A 23089-nucleotide genomic window follows, 5' to 3' on the forward strand; every position below is an offset into this window, starting at 1 on the left:
TTCACGCAAATTTTAGACATAAAAAAAGTTCCAGAATTTTCTGGAACTTTTTTATTTATTATTTAAAAAATCTTAGCGATTTATAAATGTATTACTTCATCATAAGCATCTGCAACAGCTTCCATAACCGCTTCACTCATTGTTGGGTGAGGATGTACAGTTTTTAATACTTCGTGTCCTGTAGTTTCTAGTTTACGTCCTAAAACTGCCTCAGCAATCATATCTGTAACACCAGCACCAATCATGTGGCATCCTAACCATTCGCCATACTTAGCATCAAAAATAACTTTTACAAAGCCATCTTTAGCTCCAGAAGCACTTGCTTTACCAGAAGCCGAGAACGGGAATTTACCAACCTTAATATCTAAACCTTGATCTTTAGCTTGTTTCTCTGTTAAACCAACACTAGCAATCTCTGGAGACGCATAAGTACAACCAGGAATGTTACCGTAATCTAAAGCCTCAAAATGTTGTCCAGCAATTTTTTCAACACATAAAATACCTTCTGCACTAGCAACGTGTGCTAAAGCTTGTCCAGGAGTTACATCACCAATAGCGTAGTAACCAGGAATATTTGTTTGGTAGAAATCGTTAACTAATATTTTATCTCTATCAACCGCGATACCAACATCTTCAAGACCAATACCTTCAATGTTTGTTTTAATACCAACAGCAGATAAAACTAAATCAGCCTCTAAAACCTCTTCACCTTTTTTAGTTTTTATAGTTGCTTTAACACCAGTACCAGAAGTATCAACCTTAGTTACTTCGGCAGATGTCATTACTTTTATACCACTCTTTTTAAAAGATTTTTCTAATTGCTTAGAAACATCAATATCTTCAACAGGTACAATGTTTGGTAAATATTCTACAACAGTAACCTCAGTTCCCATGGCGTTATAGAAATAAGCAAACTCAACACCAATAGCACCAGAACCAACAACAATCATTTTCTTAGGTTGTTTTTTCAATGTCATTGCTTGTCTGTAACCAATAACTTTTTCACCATCTTGTGGTAAACTTGGTAACTCACGAGAACGTGCACCAGTTGCAACAATAATATGATCTGCAGAATATTCCTTTCCTTCAACTTCAACCTTTTTACCAGGCTTCAATTTCCCAAAACCATTAATAACGTCGATTTTGTTCTTTTTCATTAAAAACTGAACACCTTTACTCATGCCTTCAGCCACATTTCTGCTTCGGTTTACAACAGCATCAAAATCCTTATCATATTCCTTAACAGATAATCCGTAATCGCTAGCATGCTTTAAATATTCGAATACCTGAGCAGATTTTAATAAAGCTTTAGTAGGTATACAGCCCCAATTAAGGCACACACCACCAAGACTTTCCTTTTCTACAACAGCAACTTTAAAACCTAATTGCGAAGCTCTAATAGCAGTTACGTAGCCACCAGGACCACTTCCAAGAACAATAATATCGTATTTACTCATCGTGTAATTTTTAGTCGTTTTATAAAGTATCAAATTTAAGGATTTTCAAGCGGAAAATCCTAAATTCCAAAAAGCAAAAACAATAAAATTCTAAAAACGTTTAATATTCTTAAAACGCTATGCTTTTTTATGGGATTTAAAATATTTTGGGCGTGACCTAAAGGTCGTGCTATCCACTATATCTTTTGCTAAAAAAAGCAAAAGGATGCCGTTGCTATCACTCACGCAAACAATGGTAGTTGTATTTTAAAATTTTAGTAATTAAACATTATGGCTGTTTACAGATAGTCTGTAAAATGTCTTTTCTCTTTCGCTTTAGAAAATTTATCTTCATTGTAAGTAATAGAACCTCCTTTAGGTATCGATAAAGACTCCCAATCACTAGCTTTTAATAGTTTTCCTAAAAACACTATTTGCCCAATATGAAAACAATAGTGAGCCAATTGCCTATTAATAGCCTCGGTTACCGTATGACCTTGGTTTCTTATATAAATAATGTGTTCTGAATCGTCTTCGGTTAAAGGTGTAATAGCATCAAACAAACATTTCCAACCGGTTTCCCAGGCAGTAATTAAATCTTTATAGGTAGTAAAAGTAGCATTAAACTCTTCATCGCGATGTCTCCATTCTTTCTCACCATCTTCGGTTAAAAAATTGGTCCAACGTGATAACATGTTACCAACAATATGCTTTACAATAATAGAAATGCTATTAGCATCTTCATGACTTTGCCATTGCAACTCATCGAACGTTAATTGCTTAAAAGTTTTATCTCCAAGACTTTTATAGTATTCAAATTGCTTAATAGTACTAGTTAAATAACTACTCATTTGGTTTATGAAACTTTACGCTTAAAGAGTTTACGCAGTAACGTGTGCCGGTTTCTGTTGGGCCATCGTTAAAAACATGACCTAAATGCCCGCCACAATTAGAGCATACAATTTCGGTACGCATCATGCCATGGGTTTTATCTAAAACATATTTTACCGTGCCTTTAATAGACTCATCGAAACTTGGCCAACCACAATGTGCATCAAACTTACTTGAACTTTCAAATAATTGCTGATTGCATCCTGCACATTTATAAGTACCTTCTTCAAAATGAAGATTGTAAGTTCCAGTATGTGGTCTTTCGGTTCCTTTTTCTCTTAAAATACGGTATTCTTCGTCTGTAAGTTGGTCTTTCCATTCCTTATCAGACTTATTAATTTTAAAATTACTCATTCTCTTTTGGTATAAATTTTACTGCAACACCATTAATACAATGTCTCTTACCTGTTGTTTTACTTGGGCCATCGTTAAATACATGACCTAAATGTCCTCCACAAGTAGCACAATGTTCTTCGGTTCTTGCATGTCCTAGGTTGTAATCTACAGAAAAATCTACATTTCCTTTAATTTCTCTATCAAAACTTGGCCATCCTGTTCCAGAATCGAACTTATTTTTACCTTCAAATAAAGGAGTGCTACAAGCAGCACAAACATAAGTTCCTTCTCCGTATTCTTTGTTTAGTTTACTAGAAAAAGGTCTTTCGGTACCAGCTTTTCTTAATACATAATATTCGTTATCTGTTAATTGGGCTTTCCATTCGGCATCCGTTTTAGACACCTTAAAAACTTCTTTTTCCTTTTTTCCTGATTGTGCATTACTGTTACAGTTAAATAAAATTAACGCAAAAAATATTAGTGCAAATTTTTTCATAGAAATCTTTTTTTTAAGTATTAATTAATTTTTCTTTTTTTCAAAACTAAAGATAGTTGTAAATATCTTTTACATCTGTTTTAAGTCGTTATTTTAAGTAAATCATAACATTTATAACCGAATTTAATTCTACTATAAATTAATGCTTTTAACGTTTAAATTTGTTCTTTATCGAATAACCACCTACTATTTAGGGTGCTAGTACCACTATATTTACGCAACTTTTTGTAAATTGGTTTTATATTAATAAAAACAATAAATAATGAAACTTAAATCGAGTGTAACCTTAGCATTTGCATTGCTACTTTTTTTCTCATGTGCAACAAATCCTTTTACAGGAAAGAAGACAATGGCATTGCCAGGAACAGAGAATAGCTCATTATTTCCAACTGCTTTTGCACAATACAATCAGTTTTTAAATGAAAATAATGTAGTTACTGGAACTACAGAAGCCGAAATGATTACTAGAGTTGGACAGCGTATTGCTGTAGCTGCAGAACGTTGGTTAACTGCCAATGGTAATCAAGGTTATTTAAATGATTATAAATGGGAATACAATTTAGTAAAAGACGAAACTATTAATGCTTGGTGTATGCCAGGTGGTAAAATTGTTTTTTATACAGGAATTTTACCTGTTGCACAAAACGAAGCTGCTGTGGCTGCTATTATGGGTCATGAGGTGGCACATGCTTTAGCAAACCACGGACAACAACGTATGAGTGCAGGAATGGTACAACAAGGTGTAAATCTTGTAGGTAATGTAGCTTTACAAGGTGAAAAAAGAGACTTATTTAATCAATATTATGGTACAGCATCTACTGTAGGAGGTATGTTACCTTTTAGTAGAAGTCATGAAACTGAAGCCGATAGAATAGGTTTAATACTTACAGCAATTGCTGGTTATAATCCAGACGAAGCTGCAAATTTATGGAGACGTATGGGCGCTGCAAGTGGAGGAGAAGCACCACCAGAAATGTTAAGTACGCATCCAGCAACAACAACACGTATTGCTAATTTAGAAGCATTAGCGCCTACAGCAAAAACAGAGGCTAAAAAATACGGTGTAAAATCTTTTAGACCAGTTACACCTTACTAATAAAATATAAATTCTTATTTTCGAAGCCACTCTAAAAAACAGAGTGGCTTTTTTTATGGAAAAATTACAAAAAGGAGATAAAAAATTATTGAATGCTTGGGCCTTTTTCGATTGGGCAAATTCTGTATACACATTAACTATAGCATCTTCAATATTCCCTTTATTTTATGGCTTTATTTATCCAAATAAAGAAGAATTGATAAGTGTTTTTAATTTAAAACCAACCGTTTTAGTATCTGCTGTAACGGCGTTTACTTTTCTTGTCGTGGCTTTTTTATCGCCTTTATTATCTGGTATTGCAGATTATGTAGGGAATAAAAAAGTATTCATGAAGCTATTTTGCTACATAGGCGGTATAGGTTGTATTGGGTTATTTTGGTTTAGCAAAGAGTACATACATTTAAGTATGCTATTCTATTTTATGGGTTTAATAGGTTATTGGGGAAGTCTAGTATTTTATAATTCTTACTTACCAGATATTGCTTTTCCAGAACAACAAGATAAAATAAGTGCCAAAGGTTTTAGTCTTGGTTATATAGGAAGTGTAATACTTTTAGTTATTAATTTAGCAATGGTAATGAGTGTTGACGGAGAAGCTGCTATCGATATGATGCGTTACTCTTTTATAACTGTTGGTTTATGGTGGATAATATTTAGCCAATACACATTTTATATACTTCCAAAAGGAGTGTCTACAGGACATAAAGTAACTAAAGCTGTTATATTTAATGGGTTTAGAGAACTTAAGTTAGTTTGGCAAGAATTAAAGCAAAACAAACGATTAAAACGTTATTTAAATGCGTTTTTTGTTTTTAGTATGGCTGTGCAAACTATAATGTTAATGGCTGTTTACTTTGGAGAAAAAGAAATTTCTTGGGCAGATAGTGATGAGAAAACAATGGGTTTAATAGCTAGTATTCTAGTTATTCAAGTAGTTGCTATATTAGGAGCTTTTTTAACATCGAGAGCATCGGCCAAATTTGGAAACATTAAAACGTTAATTGTTATTAATATTTTTTGGATGTTTTTATGTTTCTACGCTTATTTTATGGTAACTCCATTTCAATTTTATATTGCAGCAGGTTTAGTAGGTTTTGTAATGGGAGGTGTACAAGCACTTGCTCGTTCTACCTATTCTAAGTTTTTACCAGAAACAGAAGACACTACATCTTACTTTAGTTTTTACGATGTCGCAGAGAAAATTGGTATTGTAATAGGTATGACGATTTTTGCAATAGTAGATCAAATAAGTACGATGCGAAATGCAATTCTATTTTTATTCATTTTCTTTTTAATGGGTATTATATTACTTTTTAGAGTCCCTAAAGAAGTAGTCTCAGAATAAGTTTTCGTTCCTTATATTTGCGTAACCAACAATTTAATATATTATAAATGAAGAAATTTAAGTTAGCCTCAGTTTTTGTTCTTTCTATTTTATTTACCACTTTTTATTCTTGTGATAATGAGCCTTTAGATTCAGAGTTTTTATCGGATTCAGAAGAAGGAATTTTTAATCCAGACATTATTGAAGAGCCAGGAGGTGATTCTACAGGAGATTATTGGCCTTTAGCTGTAAATAATGAATGGACGTACAACTATTATGTTGATGATGTTGCTCAAGAAGATTATGATATGAGTATTGGTTCTACTGAGGTTTATCAGGGAGAGTCTGTTTTTAGATTCAATCAATATTTACCATCTGCTACGGGTACAGATGGGACTCAATTTGATGGTTTAGATATTGATACTTACGTAAGAAAAAATGGTGGTGACTATATTGTTACTGTTGGAGATTTATCTGCTAGTTATTTAGATGGCGCTTTTGAGTTGTCTCAAACAGGTTATAGTTTAATAATTCTTAAAGATTATGTTGCTGTTGGTACATCTTGGACTAGTAATGTTCAAACTGTTACTTCGTTTGTATCTAATGATGAGATTTTTCCAGACTTACCATCTATAACTAATAACATTACTAATACTTTAGAGGTTGTAGAAAAGGATATTTCTGTAACTGTAAATGGAAATACATATGCAGATGTGATTAAGGTTAAATATGAACAAGAGTCGTATACTGCTGCAGCTCCAGATCAAACTACTAACTCTTTATATTACTATTATTTTGCTAAAGATGTTGGTTTAATTAAAACCGAAGGTTCTATAAGCGATAATGCAGATAATATTACATCTAACGTACTACAAGAATTAGATACTTTTGTATTAAATTAATTGTAATTTATATATAATTTAAAGCCACTATTTCAAGTATAGAAATAGTGGCTTTTTTTGTTTTTACAGTTTCAAGTTTTGCTTTTTTTTATTTAAATGAAGTGCTTTCTAGCTGTTAAATAGGCTTATACAGATTAATAGAATATTTCTTATGTTTGTGATATAAATAATTTGTTATGAAAAAACCAGCCATTCAGTTTTTAATGTTATTCTTATCAATGTCTCTATTTACATGTGATAACGAACCATTAGAACCAAGTTTGTTACCTCAAGAAGAAACTTCAAATTTAGATTGTTTAACAGCAACTCAAGCCTATATTACAGCAATTACAAATTTTGGTAGTTGGGATGGTAACGAGGCTACTTACCCACCTTTGTGTGCCGATTACGCAGCTTCTTTACAAGGGCTTATAGATAATTGTGGCGATCCAACAGGTAGTTATCAAGCACTACTAGGAACTTTAGGAGATTGTAGTGAGCCATTAGATCCAGACACTTGTGAGTCTGCAATTGCAAACTCTGGTATTGCAGAGGCTAATTTAAATAATGCTACAAGCGATTTATATACTCAGTTTTGTAATGGATATGTACTAGCATTACAAGAGCAAATAGAAATTTGTGGTGATGCAGATGGTTCTATTCAATCTACTATAGACGGTTTAGGAGATTGTTCGGAAACAGTGCCAAATGCAGATATTGTTGGAACATGGTTATTAACAGCTTGGAATGGTGAAGCTATAGACCTTAATAACGATGGTACCGAAAACACTAACTTTTTAAATGAAATGGATTGTTATACAAACGAAACATTAATCTTTAATTCAGACAATACAGGTACGGCAATGAGTACTTCTTTTGCAACCTTTACATTTGAAATAGAAACAGGAACAACAAACTCTTATGTTTATACTATAGAGTGTGAAGATGAAATTGAAAATTCTGACTTTACATGGACACAAAACGGAAACACTATTACTATTACAGATACTGCATCGTCTGATGTTTCTGAGTGGACTATAAATGGTAACGATTTATCCACAGATATACCTAGTGGGTTTATTGCTTTCGATAGCGATGATTTTTCAGTAGTTGTAACTCAAGATTTAACTTTTGTATACGAGAAACAATAGTATAAATTCAAGTAATAAAAAAAGCCTCTTTTCTAAATTAGAAAAGAGGCTTTTTTTAGTTAAGATGTAAACTAGTTTCCAATACTTCCAGAACCAGTAACCTTAGTATCTTCATGTTTAGGGTTTCCTTTATATTCTATATCTCCCGAGCCTGTTACTCTTGCGTTTAAATCGCCATTACATACAATTTCTACATCTCCAGAACCTGTAACTTTAGCGTCTACATCTATGGCATCTAAATTATAACCATGGAAATCTCCAGAACCAGTTACACTAGCTTTTAAGTCTTTAGTTTTACCATTTAAAGTTAAATCTCCAGAACCAGTTACAGAGGCATTAATATCGTTTGCTTCTACGTCTAAAACAACATCTCCAGAGCCAGAAACTTTTGCTGTAAAGTTATTAGCAGTAATTTTATCTTTATTAATAATATCTCCAGAACCAGATAAACTTACATAGTCTATATCTTTAAAAGGAATTGTTATGGTAATAGTCTTGTTAAAGCTTGTTTTTAAACTAATGTTGTTTTCGGTTTTAATTTTAAGAGTGTTGCCTTCAACTTCAGTAATAATATACTCTAACAAGTTGCTTTCGCCTTCAATTTTAATGTCACCTTCTTTTCCTTTTACTAAAACAAAGTCCATCCATCCTGCACATTTAATGGCATCGTAGTCCGATGTAGATCTTGTAATAGTAGTTACATTTCCGTTACCTTTTATTTTTTTACTTCCCCAAAGTTGTGCTTGAGCAAAAGAGAAACTTAGTAATGCGATAGCTATTAATAGCGTGTTTTTTGATGTCTTCATGAGTGTTGTTTTTAATGATTATTTTGATTGATTTTTTTATTTTTAATTCTGATAGAAAGTAACACTACCATATTCTGAGTTTATTTTTACTAAACTTCCAGAGTTTTGTGTGTTTTGGTAACCTGTGTAGTAACGATCTGAAGATTCTATACGTTTTTTTACAAAGTTGAAACTATCGTCATTATCTTTTAAAGAGCCGTATTCTAATTCTATATCAAAATCGAAAGCTAATTGTGAGTCGTAACCAATTTTTATACCTACGTAATCACTATTTATAGAAACGTTTTTAACGCTCTTTTGCAGCTTTGTAATTTTAATAGAACCATAATCTGCAGAGATATCTAAGTTTTTATAGACATCGCCAATTAAAACAGTTAAATAATCTCCATTACCTTTTAGGTTGTTTACTTTATCTACAGTAATACCACCGTAGTCGCAATTGTATGTTATGTTTTCGGCAACTTCTACTTTAGATTTTGTGTAGTCTGCAATAATTTCTAAGGTATTAGCTTTAGAGACAGTAAAACCGCTATAATCGGCATCAATTTTACCACCTTTAATAAACTCGAAATAACAGTTGTTAGAGTAATCGAAACTAATATCATTATTATCTGCTAGTAACTCTTTAGTAGTAATCTTACCGTAGTCGCAACTTAATTCTGCACGACCTTGAAGCGTACCTAAATTAATATTTCCATAATCGTTACTTAAGTTTACGTTATTGGTAATTGGCATTTTAATTAAATAATTAATTTTCATTTGGACATTGTTGCTATTTGTCCAGCTCCACCAAGATTTACTCTTGTTTTTACTAAAGTTTGTAATGGCAGTAACTAAATCTTGAGATCCAGAGAAGTCTACGGTAATACCATCTAGTTTTTGCTGTACTTTATCCTCGTCGTTACCAGTAGTGGTAATTATTATTTCAAAATCTATAGTGTTACCATCCCAGGTAACAACATCTATATTTCCATAGCTGTTATCTACTTTTAAAGTCGCATTATCGTTAACATTAAATGTTTTTGTAATGGTCTTTTCCTTTTTGTATTTACCATCTCTGTCGTTATTATTGCTTGCCATTAATACTAGAGGAAGCATGAGTAAAATGGTGAATAATTTATAGTGTAATACTTGTCTCATCGTTGTTTAATTTAAATGTTTTTATACCTTCTATGTTTTCTACTACAGATTTTAGAATGTTAATTCTATTCCAGAAATTATCAATCATGGCATGTATTACACGCTTATCGTTTCCGCTTTCTGTTAAGTCTATTTTTAATTGTTTGTATTGTGTTTCTAATGTTTCCATTTGCGTCATGGCATCTTTTATAAGAGCTTCGGTTTCTGGAGTACGCTCGCTATCTATTTTTTCTAATTCTTCGGCAATAACTGAAGTAAAGAAATTTTGAGTATTTGCCATTTCTGGAGAGACACTTGCTAAATCTTGAGTTTTAGTTTCTGTATTAAAATTAAAAGCTAAAGAGATTAGCAATAGAATTGAAGCTGCAATACCTAGAAACGGTTTCCATAAATTTCTATTTGTTTTTGTTACAACAACATCTTGCGATTGCTGTTGTGCTTTTAGTTTTTCTAAAAATCTATTTTCGTGACCATGGTTTGGCACTTCAACATCAAAATCGTGTTGGATTTTTTCGAAAAGTTGATTTATATTATCGTTTTTCATTTATTACTATTTTTTATTATTTCCGCGTAAGCGAAAACAGTATTCTTTTTTAGCCTACTAAGGCTTGCATTTTTTTTCTTAAACTTTCTTTTGCTCTTGAAATGGTTGTACGACAATTAGCGCTAGATATTCTCATAATATCGCTTATCTCATCGTAATCAAAGCCTTCTATTAAATGAAGCGTTAAAGCCACACGATAATTCTCTTTCAAGGTTTTCATTGTTTCTATTACTTGTTTAGCTTGTACGTTAGTAAACTCGTAATCTTCTGCTATGGCATCTGTATCTTCAACTTTATAAAGTACATCATCTAGAGGCACTTCGTCAAACTTGGTGCTTTTATTATAGTGGTAAATACTTTTGTTAATTACTATACGTTTAAGCCAAGCTCCAAAGGTTTTAATATCTTTTAAAGTGTCGATTTTAGAAAATGCTAATAAAAAAGCATCTTGCATAACGTCTTCGGCTTCAAAACTGTTTTTTACAATACGGTAGGCAGTGTTGTACATGGCTTTGTAGTACCTATTGTACAGTTCCAATTGCGCGAATTGGTTGTTGGTTTTACAAAGCTCCACGAGCTGTTCGATATTGTGGTTGGTTAATGTCAATTCTAATGGTTTGTTGTAGTAAAGATATAAGTTAAATGAGTTTGTTACAGTTTCTATTATTTTTTTTTAAAATAATTGCGAGTTAACAGTTAAAAACTAAAAGTTAATAGGTGTTTACTCGATTGTGATTATTCACAGTCAATTAAATTTTTAATAAGTATGAGTAAGAAAAACTATTATCTCTTCACTTTTCGCTCTTCACTTAGAATATGGCATATTAATTGAAGTTTTAGAAACAGATACTCACAATAGATTATTAATAATCGGTTGATAATCAAGGTGTTTATGAGTTATAACTATTAATTTTACAAACAGAACATTATAAGCCAGATTGTATTTGGTGACATAATGACGTAAATATACATATGAAGAAATCTAATTTTATTAGTCTAGACAGTTTGTCATTGCAAGATTTTGATGAGAATTCAGAGTTAATTCCATTAATGACACCAGAAGACGAAGAGAAAATAAACAAAGAAGAATTACCAGAAACATTACCAATCTTATCGTTGCGTAATACTGTGTTATTTCCTGGTGTTGTAATACCAATTACTGCAGGAAGAGATAAAAGTATTAAGTTAATAGACGATGCTAATAAAGGTAATAAAGTTATTGGTGTAGTGTCGCAAAAGGACGAGGCTGTAGAAGACCCAAAAGCTGGAGATATACATTTAGTGGGTACAGTTGCACGTATTCTTAAGGTGCTTAAAATGCCAGATGGTAATACAACAGTTATTATTCAAGGTAAAAAACGTTTTAGTATTGCTGAGGTTATTACAGAAGAGCCATACATTAACGCTACAGTAAGAGAAGTGCCAGAAGCAAAACCGGCGAAAAAGAATAAAGAATTTCAAGCGATTACAGATTCTATAAAGGATTTATCGCTTCAAATTATAAAGGACAGTCCAAATATTCCTAGTGAAGCTTCTTTCGCTATTAATAATATTGAGAGCGATTCGTTTTTAATAAACTTTGTATCTTCTAACATGAATTTGCCTGTAGAAGACAAGCAAAAACTTTTAGAAATAAACGATCTTAAGGAACGCGCATTAGAAACTTTAAAGTTTATGAATATCGAACTCCAGAAATTGGAGTTAAAAAATGATATACAATCAAAGGTTCAAAGTGATATGAACCAACAGCAACGTGAGTATTTCTTAAATCAGCAAATGAAAACCATACAAGAAGAGCTTGGTGGTGGCAATGCAGAGGAGATGGAAGATATGAAGTTGCGTGCTAAGGATAAAAAGTGGGATGATAAAGTTGCAGCCCATTTTGAAAAGGAATTATCTAAAATGCAACGTATGAATCCGCAAGTTGCAGAATACTCAATACAGCGTAATTATTTAGACTTGTTTCTAGATTTACCTTGGAATGAATTCAGCAAGGATAAATTCGATCTTAAACGTGCCAAAAAGATATTAGATAGAGACCACTATGGTTTAGACGATGTTAAAAAACGTATTATAGAATACTTAGCAGTATTAAAATTACGTAACGATATGAAGTCGCCAATACTATGTCTTTATGGACCTCCAGGTGTTGGTAAAACATCTTTAGGGAAATCTATAGCAGAAGCTTTAGGTAGAGAATATGTGCGTATGTCTTTAGGTGGTTTAAGAGACGAAGCAGAAATTAGAGGACATAGAAAAACGTATATTGGTGCTATGCCAGGACGTATAATCCAGTCTTTAAAAAAGGCAGGAACATCTAATCCTGTATTTGTACTAGATGAGATAGATAAATTAACAAATTCTAATCAAGGCGATCCATCGTCTGCATTATTAGAGGTTTTAGATCCAGAACAGAATAGCGAGTTTCATGATAATTTCTTAGAAATGGGTTACGATTTATCTAAGGTGTTATTTATTGCGACTTCTAATAGTTTAGGAAGTATACAACCTGCATTAAGAGACAGAATGGAAATTATAAATGTAACCGGATATACTATTGAAGAAAAAGTAGAAATAGGTAAGCGTCATTTATTACCAAAGCAACTTAAAGAACATGGTTTAGAAGACAAGCATTTAAAACTTGGTAAACCACAAATAGAGAAAATTGTAGAAGGTTATACAAGAGAATCTGGTGTAAGAAGCTTAGACAAGCAAATTGCAAAAATGGTGCGTTATGCTGCCATGAATATTGCAATGGAAGAAGAGTACGATCTTAAAGTAACTAACGATACTGTTATAGAAGTTTTAGGCGGACCAAAATTAGAGCGTGATAAATACGAAAACAACGATGTTGCTGGAGTAGTTACAGGTTTAGCTTGGACTAGAGTAGGTGGTGATATCTTATTTATAGAATCTATTTTATCTAAAGGTAAAGGCTCAATGTCTATTACTGGAAACTTAGGTAAAGTAATGAAGGAATCTGCAACAATAGCTATGGAATATATAAAAGCTAATGCTGAAGAGTTTGATATTAATCCAGATGTTTTCGATAAGTACAATGTACATATTCACGTACCAGAAGGTGCAACACCTAAAGATGGACCAAGTGCTGGAGTTACAATGTTAACTTCTTTAGTATCTTTGTTTACACAGCGTAAAGTGAAAAAGAGTCTTGCAATGACGGGAGAAATTACACTTCGTGGGAAAGTTTTACCTGTTGGCGGAATTAAAGAAAAAATATTAGCAGCAAAACGAGCAAGGATTAAAGAAATATTACTTTGCGAAGAGAATAGAAGAGACATTGAGGAAATTAAGCAAGATTATTTAAAAGGCTTAACATTCCATTATGTTACAGATATGAAAGATGTTTTAAAGCTAGCTTTAACAAAGCAAAAGGTTAAAAACGCTAAAAAATTATAAAAATGAAAGCAATCGCAATTGGTTTATTCAGTTTACTATCTTTAGGAGTTTTTGCTCAAGAGACTGATGAAGAATTTCTTCCTATTGAAGTAGAAGGAAAAGAAGCATTTATGTCTACTAAAACTGGAGAATTTACCTTTCGCGAACATGCAAAAACAGATCCTGCGCAATTAAAAACAACTGCAAGCGGAGTTGTTTACACAGACATTTCTATACATACTATTAAAAAAGGTGAAACATTATCTGCTGTAGCCAGAAAAAACGGCATTACTGTTTCAGAACTTAAAAATTATAATAAAGAAGCAACTTCAAATTTAAAAATAGGAAGTAAACTTAAAATTGTAAAAAACATATTGGTTAAATCTAGTAGTCCGGTTATTAGTTATGCAGGAGAAGAACAAATTATAGCAAAGCTTCGTCCAGGTGAATCTCCTGGACAGTTTGCTGCTCCACCATCTGTAGAAGAGGTGGAAAGTAAAGTTATTGAAACTAAGAAGACAGAAGAGAAGCCTTCGGCTACTGTTTATAAGGCGGAAACAAGCGTTAAGAATCCTATTTTTGGGTTGGATAATACTGATGATACAGCAGAGGAAGAATCTATAGAAGATTTATCTAAAGCAATTAGTAAAGAAGTAACAGAAGCGAAATCAGAAGTAGTAAAAGAGAAAGTTGCTGTTGAGATTGAAAAGGTTGAAATAAAAACAGAAACTAAAAAAGAGAAACTAGCTAGGCTAAAAGCAGAAATGCTAGCTTTAGAAGCAGAGTTAGATCAAGAGTCGCCTAAAGCACTTACAAAAGAAACTATTGAAAAAGAAGTAGAGAAAGTAAAAACGACTGTAGCCGAAACAAAAAAGGATGCAATTGCAGAAGCAGAAACTACAAAAGTAATAGAGCAAGTAAAAAAAGCGAATCCAAACGCAGAAATTGAAGAAGCTGCAAATGGTGAAAAGGTTATGGTTTTCGAAAACAAACCAAAAGTAGAAGTGTCTACTGCAGAGAAAGCGAAACAAGCTATAGCATCGGTTAGAAAAACTGAAAAAGAAGTTGAGGTTTCTAAAGCAGTTGAGGGTGAAGTAGAAAAAGAAGTTGCTGCTAAGAATGATTCCGAAGAAGAGAAAAGTGAAGCAACTTACTATACAGTGGCTAAAGGTAATTCGTTATGGTCTATAGCTCAAAAGCACAACATGACTGTAGATGCAATAAAAGAACTGAATAATTTAAAGAATAATAATCTTAAAATTGGTCAGAAATTAAAAGTGACTCCTAAAAAATAATTCAAATGAAATCTTCTAGTTTTCGTTAGTTAGTGAGCACAATTACAAAAAAAATAAACACATTTTTTATAGTATGAATAAAATAGTATTGGCATGTGTATGCCTAATAAGTATTAGTGCATTTTCGCAACAAAACATTGTAGATGTTACTATAGATGGTAAGCCTGCAAAAATGAATACTACAACAGGAGTTTATACATTTACAAATGGTGCACCAAGTAGTTATACTTCTCAATCTAATACACAAACAGAATCTGCAGTAGAAACAATGGTAAGCGAAACCGATGTTAAGGTTACTGGAGGCAGTACGCTACATACTGTAAGTAAGGGTGAAACTTTATATTCTATTTCTAAGAAATATCAAATTAGTATGGCTCAAATTAAGAGTATAAATAATCTTGATACCAATGTGCTTAGTGTAAACCAAAAACTAAAAATTGGATATAATGCATCAGCAGAAATTAAAGAAGTATTAGTTTATACAGTCGCTAAAGGTGATACTTTATATCGTATTGCAAAAGCATCAAACCTTTCGGTTCAAGAATTAAAAGAATTAAATAACTTAGAGAATAATAATATTAGCATAGGTCAAGAACTTAAATTAAAATAAAAAACACAACTCTGCGTTTTAAGATAGATTTAATTACTTTTGCCACTTTATGCTTAAAAAAATTACTCTTTTTAGTTTTGTTTTATTTAGCACCTTTTGCTTTGCGCAATTAGGTGGGCAATCTACTTATCAATTTTTAAATTTAGTATCCTCTCCAAGGCAAGCAGCTTTAGGTGGTAAAGTACTTACTAATGTAGATTGGGATGTTACGCAGGCGCTTTATAATCCAGCAACTATTAATGTAGAGATGGATAATCAGTTTGCATTAAATTACACTAATTATTTAGGAGGTATTAAATACGGTACTGCAGCTTATGCATATACAGTAGATAGACGTGTGCAAACTTACCATGCTGGAATTACTTATATTAACTATGGTGATTTTGAAGGTTATGATGAAGAAGGTAACGAAACTAGTGAGTTCTCGGGTTCCGAAATAGCATTATCCTTTGGTTACGCCAAGCAAATAGGGTACAGCGATTTTTATGCTGGAGCAAACATAAAACTAATTAATTCTAGTTTAGAACAATACAACTCGTTTGGTGTTGCTACAGATTTAGCACTTATGTATATAGACGAGCGTTTAGAGTTTCAAGGCACTTTAGTGGTTAGAAACTTAGGAACTCAAATTACTACCTATGCAGGTAGGCAAGAATCTTTACCTTTAGAAATAGATATAGGTCTATCTCAAACCTTAGAAAATGTACCATTACGTTGGCATTTAACTTTCGAGAATTTACAGCAATGGCCTATTGGAGAACCTAATCCTGCCAGAGCAACTACAGATTTAGAAGGTAACCAAGAACAAGAAAAAGTTGGTTTTTTATCTCAAGTAATAAGACATACAATATTAGGAGCAGAGCTATTTCCAAGTAAAGGTTTTAATATTCGTTTAGGTTATAACTTTAGACGTGCCGAAGAACTTCGTATAGAAGATCAGCGTAATTTTTCAGGTTTATCGGCTGGTTTCTCTGTAAAACTTAATAAAATGCGTTTTAGTTATACTCATGCTAAATATACTTCAGCTGCAAACTCTAATTTCTTTGGGTTACAGATTGATTTAAAGTAATATTACTCAATAAACAGAATTTATGAAAAAGTTTATTTTATCAAGTATAGGTGTTTTATTATGCCTAACAATATCATTTGCTCAAGATACTCGACCAGAGGCAGAATTGATGAATTGTATGTATAATAGTTATAAAGACGGAGGTGTCGCTTTTAAAAATATATTAAATGATTTCGAGCAACAGCTAGTTGTAAATAATTTTTTAAATGATGCATCTGGAGAAAGTTATATCGCGCTTTTAAATAAAATGTCGAACAAAGAGATTAATAATTTAAAGCTATCTTCATTTTCTTTTAATGCTATTAAAGAAATAGAAACGCTTAGTGTATTAGAAGCTCAAATTTGCAGTCAGGAACTAAAAAAAGAGTTAGATTTAGATAAGTTTAAAGGAACAAAACTAGATAGTGTAATGAATGAGGTAATGTCTGCAGATAACATATCTATCACGCAATATTCTAGTTCTTTATTATCTTTTTTAACGGCAGAAGATTTCGAATTAGATCTATATAAAATAAATTTATTGTATTTTTTTGGAATCGTTAATAACGATATTAAATCGGGAATAGAAAGAAAGGGATCTATTGACTATAAAGAAACAGAAACTTTTAACTTAGAGAAATCAATAAAGGTGTTTATTAATTCAGAAAACAAGATTTTTATAGATAATAACGAAGTTTCAGTTGAAGTATTAAATACTAAAATTAGAGATTATATGATTCAAAATAAATCGGAATCATATATAGTAATTGAAAATGATTTAGAGGTTTTTTACGAAAAGTACATACAAGTCCATAATTCAATTATTTCTACAATTAATACTTTAAGAAAAGAGTTGTCAATTAAAAAGTTTGATAAAGAATATAAAGATTTAAATATTGAAGAGGTTGAGATAGTTAAAGCGGTCTATCCAATAAATATTAGAGAATCAAATTCAGAATAAATTAGAATTCTATTTTAATGCAAAAAATAACAATAGCCATAGACGGTTTTTCGTCAACAGGAAAAAGTACGGTAGCAAAACAGCTGGCAAAACACTTAGGTTACATTTATGTAGACACAGGAGCAATGTATCGTGCAGTTACCTTATTTACTATGCGTAATGGTTTTATTACTAAAGAAGATTTTAATGTTAATGCATTAGTAGAAAAACTGGGAGAAATAACCATTAATTTTAAGTTTAATCCAGATTTAGGTTTCGCTGAGGTATATTTAAATGGTGAAAATATAGAAAGAGAAATACGAACATTAGAAGTCTCAAGCTATGTAAGTAAAGTAGCAGCAATACCAGAAGTGCGTTACCAATTGGTAAAGCAACAACAACAAATGGGAAAAGATAAAGGTGTTGTTATGGACGGTAGAGATATTGGTACAGTAGTATTCCCATACGCAGAGTTAAAACTTTTTATGATAGCTTCCGCTGAAAAAAGAGCAACACGTCGTTTCGATGAGTTAATAGGTAGAGGAGACGATGTAAGTTATCAAGATGTTTTAAGAAACGTACAAGAACGCGATTATATAGATTCTAACAGAGAAGATTCTCCACTACGTAAAGCAGACGATGCTATAGAAATAGATAATAGTAATTTGTCTTTAGAAGAACAATTTAAAAAAGTACTACACTTAGTAGAAGCAACTTTTGAAGGTTTAGAATAAAATTATTTAGCTCTATATAGTATTTTAAAGAAAGCGCTTCGTCCATTCATGTATTTTTTAAGTATAAAAAATTTTATCGAGAAGCTTTAAGTTAAATACGCGGTAAAATAGATTCCTGCCTTCGCAGGAATGACAAATAATCAAATTAACACAAAATAAAAAGCGAGCTAACAATTGTTAACTCGCTTCTCAAAAGAAATCGCTATTAATTCCTACAAATTCGGAATTATTAATTCTTGATCTGGGTGTATTACATCTGGGTTCTTTAATATATCAGTATTTGCTTTAAAAATAGCATTGTATTTTCCAGCACTTCCGTAATACTGTTTAGCAATAGCTCCTAAAGTTTCTCCGCTTTTAACAGTGTGTCTAGCAAAGATACTTGAATCTGCAACAGCTATATCTGCAACAATATCGCTTGGGCTTTCACCGCCAGAAGCTTTTATTTCATCCCAAATTAAATTCTTTTCATATTGCGTAGCAGCAGTTCCTTTTACTGTTAATACACCATTAGCTTCAGAAACGTCTCCGTTTTGAATGTTTAATTTCTCGCCTAAATCAAGTACTGCTTGATATTTTGCTCTTACCATGTTTGTTTTGTTTTTAAGTGTTATTCTTATAGTACTAAAGATAGTAATTAATCATTTAATAAGTCTCTATATAAATTCTATAAAAACAAAACACATTAGTTTATTAGATTAAGTGTTTGTTTTTATCGCTGAAACACCTGATTTAGGTAAGTGTTATATAATTTATAAATCGACTGTTTTATAGCATTAAGTTATTGAATAATAGTGTGTTTAATTTTTTTGTAATGCGTTTAGGTAATATGATTTAAAAGTATTATTTTTGCACTCCTTTTTAGCACCTCTAGGAAAGATGAAAAGGGATTAAAACAAATTTATTTATAACACTTCTGTGTGTTAGTGCTTTAGAATCTTACAAGACATACAGAATACAACGCGATGTAAACGTATTTTCTCAAAAAGAGGAAGCGAATAAACATCGCAGAATTATTTTCAATGGCTGACAAAGCAAAAGAAGTAGAAGCTCAAGAAGTAGCAACTGCAAAAAAAGAAGCTCCAGTAGTATCTGAAGCACAAGCAAATCCTGAAAAATTCTTAAAAGAATTCAACTGGCACAACTACCAAGAAGGTATTGATGAAGTTGAAGATTCTCAATTAAAAGAATTTGAAAAATTAGTATCAGAAAATTTCGTTGACACTTTAGATGACGAGGTTGTAACTGGAGAAGTAGTTTTCATGTCTGACCGTGATGTTATTATTGACATTAACGCAAAGTCTGAAGGTGTTATTTCTTTAAACGAATTTCGTTACAATCCAGATTTAAAAGTTGGAGACAAAGTAGAAGTATTAATCGATGTTCGTGAAGACGCAACAGGACAATTAGTATTATCTCACAGAAAAGCACGTGTTATTAAAGCATGGGATCGTGTAAACAATGCACACGATACAGGTGAAATCGTTAATGGTTTCGTTAAGTGTAGAACTAAAGGTGGTATGATTGTAGATGTTTTCGGAATCGAAGCATTCTTACCAGGTTCTCAAATTGACGTTAAGCCAATTAGAGATTACGACCAGTACGTAAATAAAACTATGGAATTTAAAGTTGTGAAAATCAACCACGAATTCAAAAACGTAGTAGTTTCTCATAAAGCGCTTATTGAAGCTGATATTGAAGAACAGAAAAAAGAAATTATCGGTCAATTAGAAAAAGGTCAAGTATTAGAAGGTATCGTTAAGAACATTACTTCTTATGGTGTATTTATTGATCTTGGTGGAGTTGATGGATTAGTACATATTACAGATTTATCTTGGTCAAGAATTAACCATCCAAATGAGATTGTTGAGTTAGATCAGAAATTAAATGTTGTAATCCTTGATTTCGATGAGAACAAATCAAGAATCCAATTAGGTCTTAAGCAATTATCTAAACATCCTTGGGATGCTTTAGGAGAAAGCGTAGCAGTTGGAGACAAAGTAAAAGGTAAAGTTGTTGTAATCGCAGATTACGGTGCATTTATCGAAGTTGCAGAAGGTGTTGAAGGTTTAGTTCACGTTTCTGAAATGTCTTGGTCTACACACTTACGTTCGGCTAACGATTTCGTAAAAGTTGGTGATATGATCGATGCTCAAATCTTAACTTTAGATAGAGAAGATCGTAAAATGTCTCTTGGTATCAAGCAATTATCGCAAGATCCATGGACAGATATTACATCTAAATACCCAGTAGGTTCAAACCACAAAGGTATTGTACGTAACTTTACAAACTTTGGTGTTTTTGTTGAATTAGAAGAAGGTATCGACGGATTAATTTATATCTCAGATTTATCTTGGACTAAGAAAATTAAGCATCCATCTGAGTTTACAAACGTAGGTGATACTTTAGAAGTAGTAGTATTAGAGTTAGATGTTGAAGGGCGTAAATTATCTTTAGGTCACAAACAAACAACTGAAAATCCTTGGGATAAATACGAAACTGAGTTCGCTTTAGGTTCTACGCATACTGCAGAAATTTCTGAAGTTGTAGATAAAGGTGCAACTATCGATTTCAACGAAGATATCGTAGCTTTCGTTCCTTCTCGTCACCTTGAAAAAGAAGATGGTAAGAAACTTAAGAAAGGAGATTCTGCTGAATTCAAAATTATAGAGTTTAACAAAGAGTTTAAGAGAGTAGTTGCTTCGCATACTGCAATCTTTAGAGAAGAAGAGATGGCTAACGTTAAAGCTGCACAAGCTAAACAAGCTTCTCAATCTGCTGAGTCTAAACCAACTTTAGGTGATGCAAATGATGCTTTACAAGCTCTTAAAGATAAAATGGACGGAAAAGCTTAATTAGTTTTTTAATTCTGTACTAAATACAGAATCCATTTAATATTACTAAAAAGCCTCTTGGAAACAAGAGGCTTTTTTTTTACCATTAATTACTCTTTATTCTTCTAAAATTTTGCGCTATATTTGTAAACCTACACACGTTTGGAAAACAATATGAGTCAGAAAGTGTTACTTAATGCAACAGCCATAAACATCATTCTTCATAGATTGGCTTGCCAATTAATTGAAAACCACAAAGATTTTTCTAATACCGTTTTAATAGGTATACAGCCAAGAGGAAAGTATTTAGCTAATCGTTTAGCCGAAATGCTAAAAACGGAATACAAGATTAAAAACTTACAATTAGGTCTTTTAGATATTACTTTTTATCGAGACGATTTTAGGCGTGGAGATAAAATACACGAAGCTAATACTACAGAAATAGATTTTATAGTCGAAGATAAAAACGTTGTTTTTATAGACGATGTTTTATATACAGGACGTAGTATTCGTTCTGCATTAACAGCTATACAATCTTTTGGAAGACCAAACGAAATAGAACTACTTACTTTAATAGATAGACGTTTTAGTAGACATTTACCAATACAGCCTAATTATAGAGGCAGACAAGTAGATGCCATAAACGAAGAGAAGGTAAAAGTAAGCTGGAAAGAGAACGATGGAGAAGATGCTGTTTATTTAGTAAGAAGCTAAATTAGCTTTACGGTTTTACACCTAGAGTAGTTTAAGTACTTCTAATTATAAATTATGATTTGTCATTCCTGCGTAGGCAGGAATCCACAATAAAAGAATAAAGAAATAGATTCCTGTTTTTTTGCAGGATTGACAAAAGAGAAAATTATGAGCGAATTAAGTGTCAATCACTTATTAGGAATTAAATACCTTCAGGAAAAAGACATCCAACTTATTTTTGAAACTGCAGATCATTTTAAAAAAGTGATTAATAGGCCTATTAAAAAGGTACCATCGCTTAGAGATATTACAATAGCCAATTTATTTTTTGAAAATTCAACAAGAACAAAACTGTCTTTTGAGTTAGCCGAAAAACGTCTTTCTGCCGATGTCATAAATTTTTCAGCAGGACAATCTTCAGTTAAAAAAGGAGAAACCTTAATAGATACAGTTAACAATATCTTATCTATGAAAGTAGATATGGTGGTTATGCGACACCCTAATCCTGGCGCAGGTGTGTTTTTATCTAAACATGTAAAAGCAAACATTATAAATGCAGGAGATGGTGCACATGAGCATCCTACGCAAGCCTTGTTAGATTCTTACTCAATAAGAGAGCGTTTAGGCGATGTTGCAGGAAAAAATGTAGTTATCGTTGGCGATATTTTACACAGTCGTGTTGCATTATCTAATATTTATGCTTTAAAATTACAAGGTGCTAATGTTATGGTTTGCGGACCAAAAACATTATTACCAAAATATATAGACCAATTAGGCGTTAAAGTAGAAACGAACTTACGAAAAGCATTACAATGGTGTGATGTAGCCAATATGTTACGCGTTCAAAATGAGCGTATGGACATTAGTTACTTCCCATCAACAAGAGAATACACACAACAATTTGGAGTTAATAAAGCACTATTAGATTCTTTAGATAAAGAAATTACTATTATGCATCCGGGACCAATTAATAGAGGTGTTGAGATTACAAGTGATGTTGCAGATTCTAAGCAAGCTATTATTTTAGATCAAGTAGAAAATGGAGTAGCAGTTAGGATGGCAGTAATATATTTGTTAGCTTCAAAAATAAAACAATAAATTATGATAATAGATCAAGAAGAAAATACTTCAATAATTACTCAAGAAAAGGCTACTATTATAGAATTAGTTAAAAAAATAGAAGCACTATATCCAAAGTTTGAAAAACATAACATCATTATAAAATTATCTTCTTTGGGAAAAATAACTTTAGAGAATGTTAATGAGTTTTTACGTCTTTCAAAAAAACACCGTGCAGCAAAACACTCGTTTGTAGTGGTTACAAATGCAATGGGTGCAGACGAAACTCCAGAAGAAATTATAGTAGTGCCAACAGTTAAAGAAGCTTTCGATATTATTGAAATGGAAGTTATGGAACGTGATTTAGGTATTTAAT

The 23089-nt window shown here is 32.1% G+C and carries 23 protein-coding genes; 14 read left to right on the forward strand and 9 right to left on the reverse strand.

The features are described 5' to 3' along the window. Nucleotides 1-80: 80 nt before the first annotated feature. The 4 genes from lpdA to msrB (Q0935_RS15570) all read right to left on the reverse strand — a co-directional run bounded on the left by lpdA (nt 81) and on the right by msrB (Q0935_RS15570) (nt 3159). Complete coding sequence (lpdA, locus tag Q0935_RS15555; RefSeq protein WP_299388240.1) at nt 81-1457, reverse strand: dihydrolipoyl dehydrogenase; 1377 nt, start codon at nt 1455-1457, stop codon at nt 81-83. A 278-nt stretch (nt 1458-1735) separates the two neighbouring features. Further along, nucleotides 1736-2287: a DUF1572 family protein gene (locus tag Q0935_RS15560; protein ID WP_299388243.1), complete on the reverse strand. Its 552-nt coding sequence runs from the start codon at nt 2285-2287 to the stop codon at nt 1736-1738. Continuing rightward, nucleotides 2280-2681 carry a peptide-methionine (R)-S-oxide reductase MsrB gene (gene msrB, locus Q0935_RS15565; RefSeq protein WP_299388247.1) on the reverse strand — a complete coding sequence of 134 codons (402 nt, stop codon included), beginning with the start codon at nt 2679-2681 and terminating at the stop codon, nt 2280-2282. Before msrB (Q0935_RS15565) ends, Q0935_RS15560 begins: the two co-directional genes overlap by 8 nt. Next, a complete protein-coding gene (gene msrB, locus Q0935_RS15570; RefSeq protein ID WP_299255256.1) occupies nt 2674-3159 on the reverse strand; it encodes a peptide-methionine (R)-S-oxide reductase MsrB in 486 nt (161 codons plus the stop codon). Before msrB (Q0935_RS15570) ends, msrB (Q0935_RS15565) begins: the two co-directional genes overlap by 8 nt. A gap of 262 nt (nt 3160-3421) precedes the next feature. On the opposite strand from msrB (Q0935_RS15570), the gene Q0935_RS15575 reads away from it, so the two are divergent. The 4 genes from Q0935_RS15575 (at nt 3422) to Q0935_RS15590 (ending at nt 7611) form a co-directional block, all read left to right on the forward strand. Further along, nucleotides 3422-4255, forward strand: coding sequence for a M48 family metallopeptidase (locus Q0935_RS15575; protein WP_299255253.1), 834 nt, complete (start codon nt 3422-3424; stop codon nt 4253-4255). Nucleotides 4256-4310: 55 nt separating this feature from the next. Further along, nucleotides 4311-5600: an MFS transporter gene (locus Q0935_RS15580; protein WP_299388251.1), complete on the forward strand. Its 1290-nt coding sequence runs from the start codon at nt 4311-4313 to the stop codon at nt 5598-5600. Nucleotides 5601-5647: 47 nt separating this feature from the next. Beyond that, nucleotides 5648-6481, forward strand: coding sequence for a hypothetical protein (locus Q0935_RS15585; RefSeq protein WP_299255247.1), 834 nt, complete (start codon nt 5648-5650; stop codon nt 6479-6481). A 176-nt stretch (nt 6482-6657) separates the two neighbouring features. After that, on the forward strand, nt 6658-7611 hold the full coding sequence (locus tag Q0935_RS15590) for a hypothetical protein (protein WP_299388254.1): 954 nt from the start codon (nt 6658-6660) through the stop codon (nt 7609-7611). A 71-nt stretch (nt 7612-7682) separates the two neighbouring features. Here the strand turns inward: Q0935_RS15590 and Q0935_RS15595 are convergent, their stop codons facing one another. From Q0935_RS15595 to Q0935_RS15610, 4 genes are read right to left on the reverse strand one after another with little or no spacing between them, the layout of a single operon-like run. Beyond that, a complete protein-coding gene (locus tag Q0935_RS15595) occupies nt 7683-8417 on the reverse strand; it encodes a head GIN domain-containing protein (protein WP_299255241.1) in 735 nt (244 codons plus the stop codon). Between the two features lie 42 nt (nt 8418-8459). Continuing rightward, on the reverse strand, nt 8460-9557 hold the full coding sequence (locus Q0935_RS15600) for a hypothetical protein (protein ID WP_299388257.1): 1098 nt from the start codon (nt 9555-9557) through the stop codon (nt 8460-8462). Further along, nucleotides 9535-10101, reverse strand: coding sequence for a hypothetical protein (locus tag Q0935_RS15605; protein WP_299388260.1), 567 nt, complete (start codon nt 10099-10101; stop codon nt 9535-9537). The genes Q0935_RS15600 and Q0935_RS15605 overlap by 23 nt, the downstream gene beginning before the upstream one ends. Nucleotides 10102-10150: 49 nt before the next feature. Then, nucleotides 10151-10708, reverse strand: coding sequence for an RNA polymerase sigma factor (locus tag Q0935_RS15610; RefSeq protein ID WP_299388264.1), 558 nt, complete (start codon nt 10706-10708; stop codon nt 10151-10153). 365 nt (nt 10709-11073) lie between these two features. Here Q0935_RS15610 and lon point away from each other — a divergent pair, with 365 nt between their 5' ends. The 6 genes from lon to cmk all read left to right on the forward strand — a co-directional run bounded on the left by lon (nt 11074) and on the right by cmk (nt 18127). Beyond that, nucleotides 11074-13521, forward strand: coding sequence for an endopeptidase La (gene lon, locus Q0935_RS15615; RefSeq protein ID WP_299388268.1), 2448 nt, complete (start codon nt 11074-11076; stop codon nt 13519-13521). A gap of 2 nt (nt 13522-13523) precedes the next feature. Next, nucleotides 13524-14795 carry a LysM peptidoglycan-binding domain-containing protein gene (locus Q0935_RS15620; RefSeq protein ID WP_299388272.1) on the forward strand — a complete coding sequence of 424 codons (1272 nt, stop codon included), beginning with the start codon at nt 13524-13526 and terminating at the stop codon, nt 14793-14795. Between the two features lie 73 nt (nt 14796-14868). Next, nucleotides 14869-15405 carry a LysM peptidoglycan-binding domain-containing protein gene (locus Q0935_RS15625; protein WP_299388276.1) on the forward strand — a complete coding sequence of 179 codons (537 nt, stop codon included), beginning with the start codon at nt 14869-14871 and terminating at the stop codon, nt 15403-15405. A 49-nt stretch (nt 15406-15454) separates the two neighbouring features. After that, the gene (gene porQ, locus Q0935_RS15630) at nt 15455-16474 is read left to right on the forward strand and encodes a type IX secretion system protein PorQ (RefSeq protein WP_299255222.1); all 1020 of its coding nucleotides are present in this window, start codon (nt 15455-15457) and stop codon (nt 16472-16474) included. Nucleotides 16475-16496: 22 nt separating this feature from the next. After that, nucleotides 16497-17414, forward strand: a complete 918-nt coding sequence (locus Q0935_RS15635; RefSeq protein ID WP_299388279.1) for a biopolymer transporter ExbD — start codon at nt 16497-16499, stop codon at nt 17412-17414. A gap of 17 nt (nt 17415-17431) precedes the next feature. After that, nucleotides 17432-18127 (forward strand): (d)CMP kinase, encoded by a 696-nt coding sequence (gene cmk / locus Q0935_RS15640; RefSeq protein WP_299255216.1) that lies wholly within the window; start codon nt 17432-17434, stop codon nt 18125-18127. A 212-nt stretch (nt 18128-18339) separates the two neighbouring features. Here cmk and Q0935_RS15645 read toward each other — a convergent pair whose 3' ends face one another. Next, nucleotides 18340-18717 (reverse strand): LysM peptidoglycan-binding domain-containing protein, encoded by a 378-nt coding sequence (locus tag Q0935_RS15645; RefSeq protein ID WP_299255213.1) that lies wholly within the window; start codon nt 18715-18717, stop codon nt 18340-18342. 432 nt (nt 18718-19149) lie between these two features. On the opposite strand from Q0935_RS15645, the gene rpsA reads away from it, so the two are divergent. The 4 genes from rpsA (at nt 19150) to Q0935_RS15665 (ending at nt 23088) form a co-directional block, all read left to right on the forward strand. Next, nucleotides 19150-20982, forward strand: coding sequence for a 30S ribosomal protein S1 (gene rpsA, locus Q0935_RS15650; protein ID WP_299388283.1), 1833 nt, complete (start codon nt 19150-19152; stop codon nt 20980-20982). Between the two features lie 153 nt (nt 20983-21135). After that, nucleotides 21136-21675 (forward strand): bifunctional pyr operon transcriptional regulator/uracil phosphoribosyltransferase PyrR, encoded by a 540-nt coding sequence (gene pyrR, locus Q0935_RS15655; protein ID WP_055437748.1) that lies wholly within the window; start codon nt 21136-21138, stop codon nt 21673-21675. Between the two features lie 147 nt (nt 21676-21822). Continuing rightward, nucleotides 21823-22752, forward strand: a complete 930-nt coding sequence (locus Q0935_RS15660; protein ID WP_055437749.1) for an aspartate carbamoyltransferase catalytic subunit — start codon at nt 21823-21825, stop codon at nt 22750-22752. A gap of 3 nt (nt 22753-22755) precedes the next feature. Next, complete coding sequence (locus tag Q0935_RS15665) at nt 22756-23088, forward strand: ribonuclease Z (protein ID WP_299255201.1); 333 nt, start codon at nt 22756-22758, stop codon at nt 23086-23088. Nucleotide 23089 lies beyond the last annotated feature (1 nt).

This window comes from uncultured Lacinutrix sp. (genome assembly GCF_947500605.1).
Classification (GTDB): Bacteria; Bacteroidota; Bacteroidia; order Flavobacteriales; family Flavobacteriaceae; genus Lacinutrix.

Coding starts and splice junctions, on each gene's coding strand:
- lpdA (WP_299388240.1), bottom strand. CDS start 1,457: ATGAGTAAATACGATATTATTGTTCTTGGAAGTGGTCCTGGTGGCTAC.
- Q0935_RS15560 (WP_299388243.1), bottom strand. CDS start 2,287: ATGAGTAGTTATTTAACTAGTACTATTAAGCAATTTGAATACTATAAA.
- msrB (WP_299388247.1), bottom strand. CDS start 2,681: ATGAGTAATTTTAAAATTAATAAGTCTGATAAGGAATGGAAAGACCAA.
- msrB (WP_299255256.1), bottom strand. CDS start 3,159: ATGAAAAAATTTGCACTAATATTTTTTGCGTTAATTTTATTTAACTGT.
- Q0935_RS15575 (WP_299255253.1), top strand. CDS start 3,422: ATGAAACTTAAATCGAGTGTAACCTTAGCATTTGCATTGCTACTTTTT.
- Q0935_RS15580 (WP_299388251.1), top strand. CDS start 4,311: ATGGAAAAATTACAAAAAGGAGATAAAAAATTATTGAATGCTTGGGCC.
- Q0935_RS15585 (WP_299255247.1), top strand. CDS start 5,648: ATGAAGAAATTTAAGTTAGCCTCAGTTTTTGTTCTTTCTATTTTATTT.
- Q0935_RS15590 (WP_299388254.1), top strand. CDS start 6,658: ATGAAAAAACCAGCCATTCAGTTTTTAATGTTATTCTTATCAATGTCT.
- Q0935_RS15595 (WP_299255241.1), bottom strand. CDS start 8,417: ATGAAGACATCAAAAAACACGCTATTAATAGCTATCGCATTACTAAGT.
- Q0935_RS15600 (WP_299388257.1), bottom strand. CDS start 9,557: ATGAGACAAGTATTACACTATAAATTATTCACCATTTTACTCATGCTT.
- Q0935_RS15605 (WP_299388260.1), bottom strand. CDS start 10,101: ATGAAAAACGATAATATAAATCAACTTTTCGAAAAAATCCAACACGAT.
- lon (WP_299388268.1), top strand. CDS start 11,074: ATGAAGAAATCTAATTTTATTAGTCTAGACAGTTTGTCATTGCAAGAT.
- Q0935_RS15620 (WP_299388272.1), top strand. CDS start 13,524: ATGAAAGCAATCGCAATTGGTTTATTCAGTTTACTATCTTTAGGAGTT.
- Q0935_RS15625 (WP_299388276.1), top strand. CDS start 14,869: ATGAATAAAATAGTATTGGCATGTGTATGCCTAATAAGTATTAGTGCA.
- porQ (WP_299255222.1), top strand. CDS start 15,455: ATGCTTAAAAAAATTACTCTTTTTAGTTTTGTTTTATTTAGCACCTTT.
- Q0935_RS15635 (WP_299388279.1), top strand. CDS start 16,497: ATGAAAAAGTTTATTTTATCAAGTATAGGTGTTTTATTATGCCTAACA.
- cmk (WP_299255216.1), top strand. CDS start 17,432: ATGCAAAAAATAACAATAGCCATAGACGGTTTTTCGTCAACAGGAAAA.
- Q0935_RS15645 (WP_299255213.1), bottom strand. CDS start 18,717: ATGGTAAGAGCAAAATATCAAGCAGTACTTGATTTAGGCGAGAAATTA.
- rpsA (WP_299388283.1), top strand. CDS start 19,150: ATGGCTGACAAAGCAAAAGAAGTAGAAGCTCAAGAAGTAGCAACTGCA.
- pyrR (WP_055437748.1), top strand. CDS start 21,136: ATGAGTCAGAAAGTGTTACTTAATGCAACAGCCATAAACATCATTCTT.
- Q0935_RS15660 (WP_055437749.1), top strand. CDS start 21,823: ATGAGCGAATTAAGTGTCAATCACTTATTAGGAATTAAATACCTTCAG.
- Q0935_RS15665 (WP_299255201.1), top strand. CDS start 22,756: ATGATAATAGATCAAGAAGAAAATACTTCAATAATTACTCAAGAAAAG.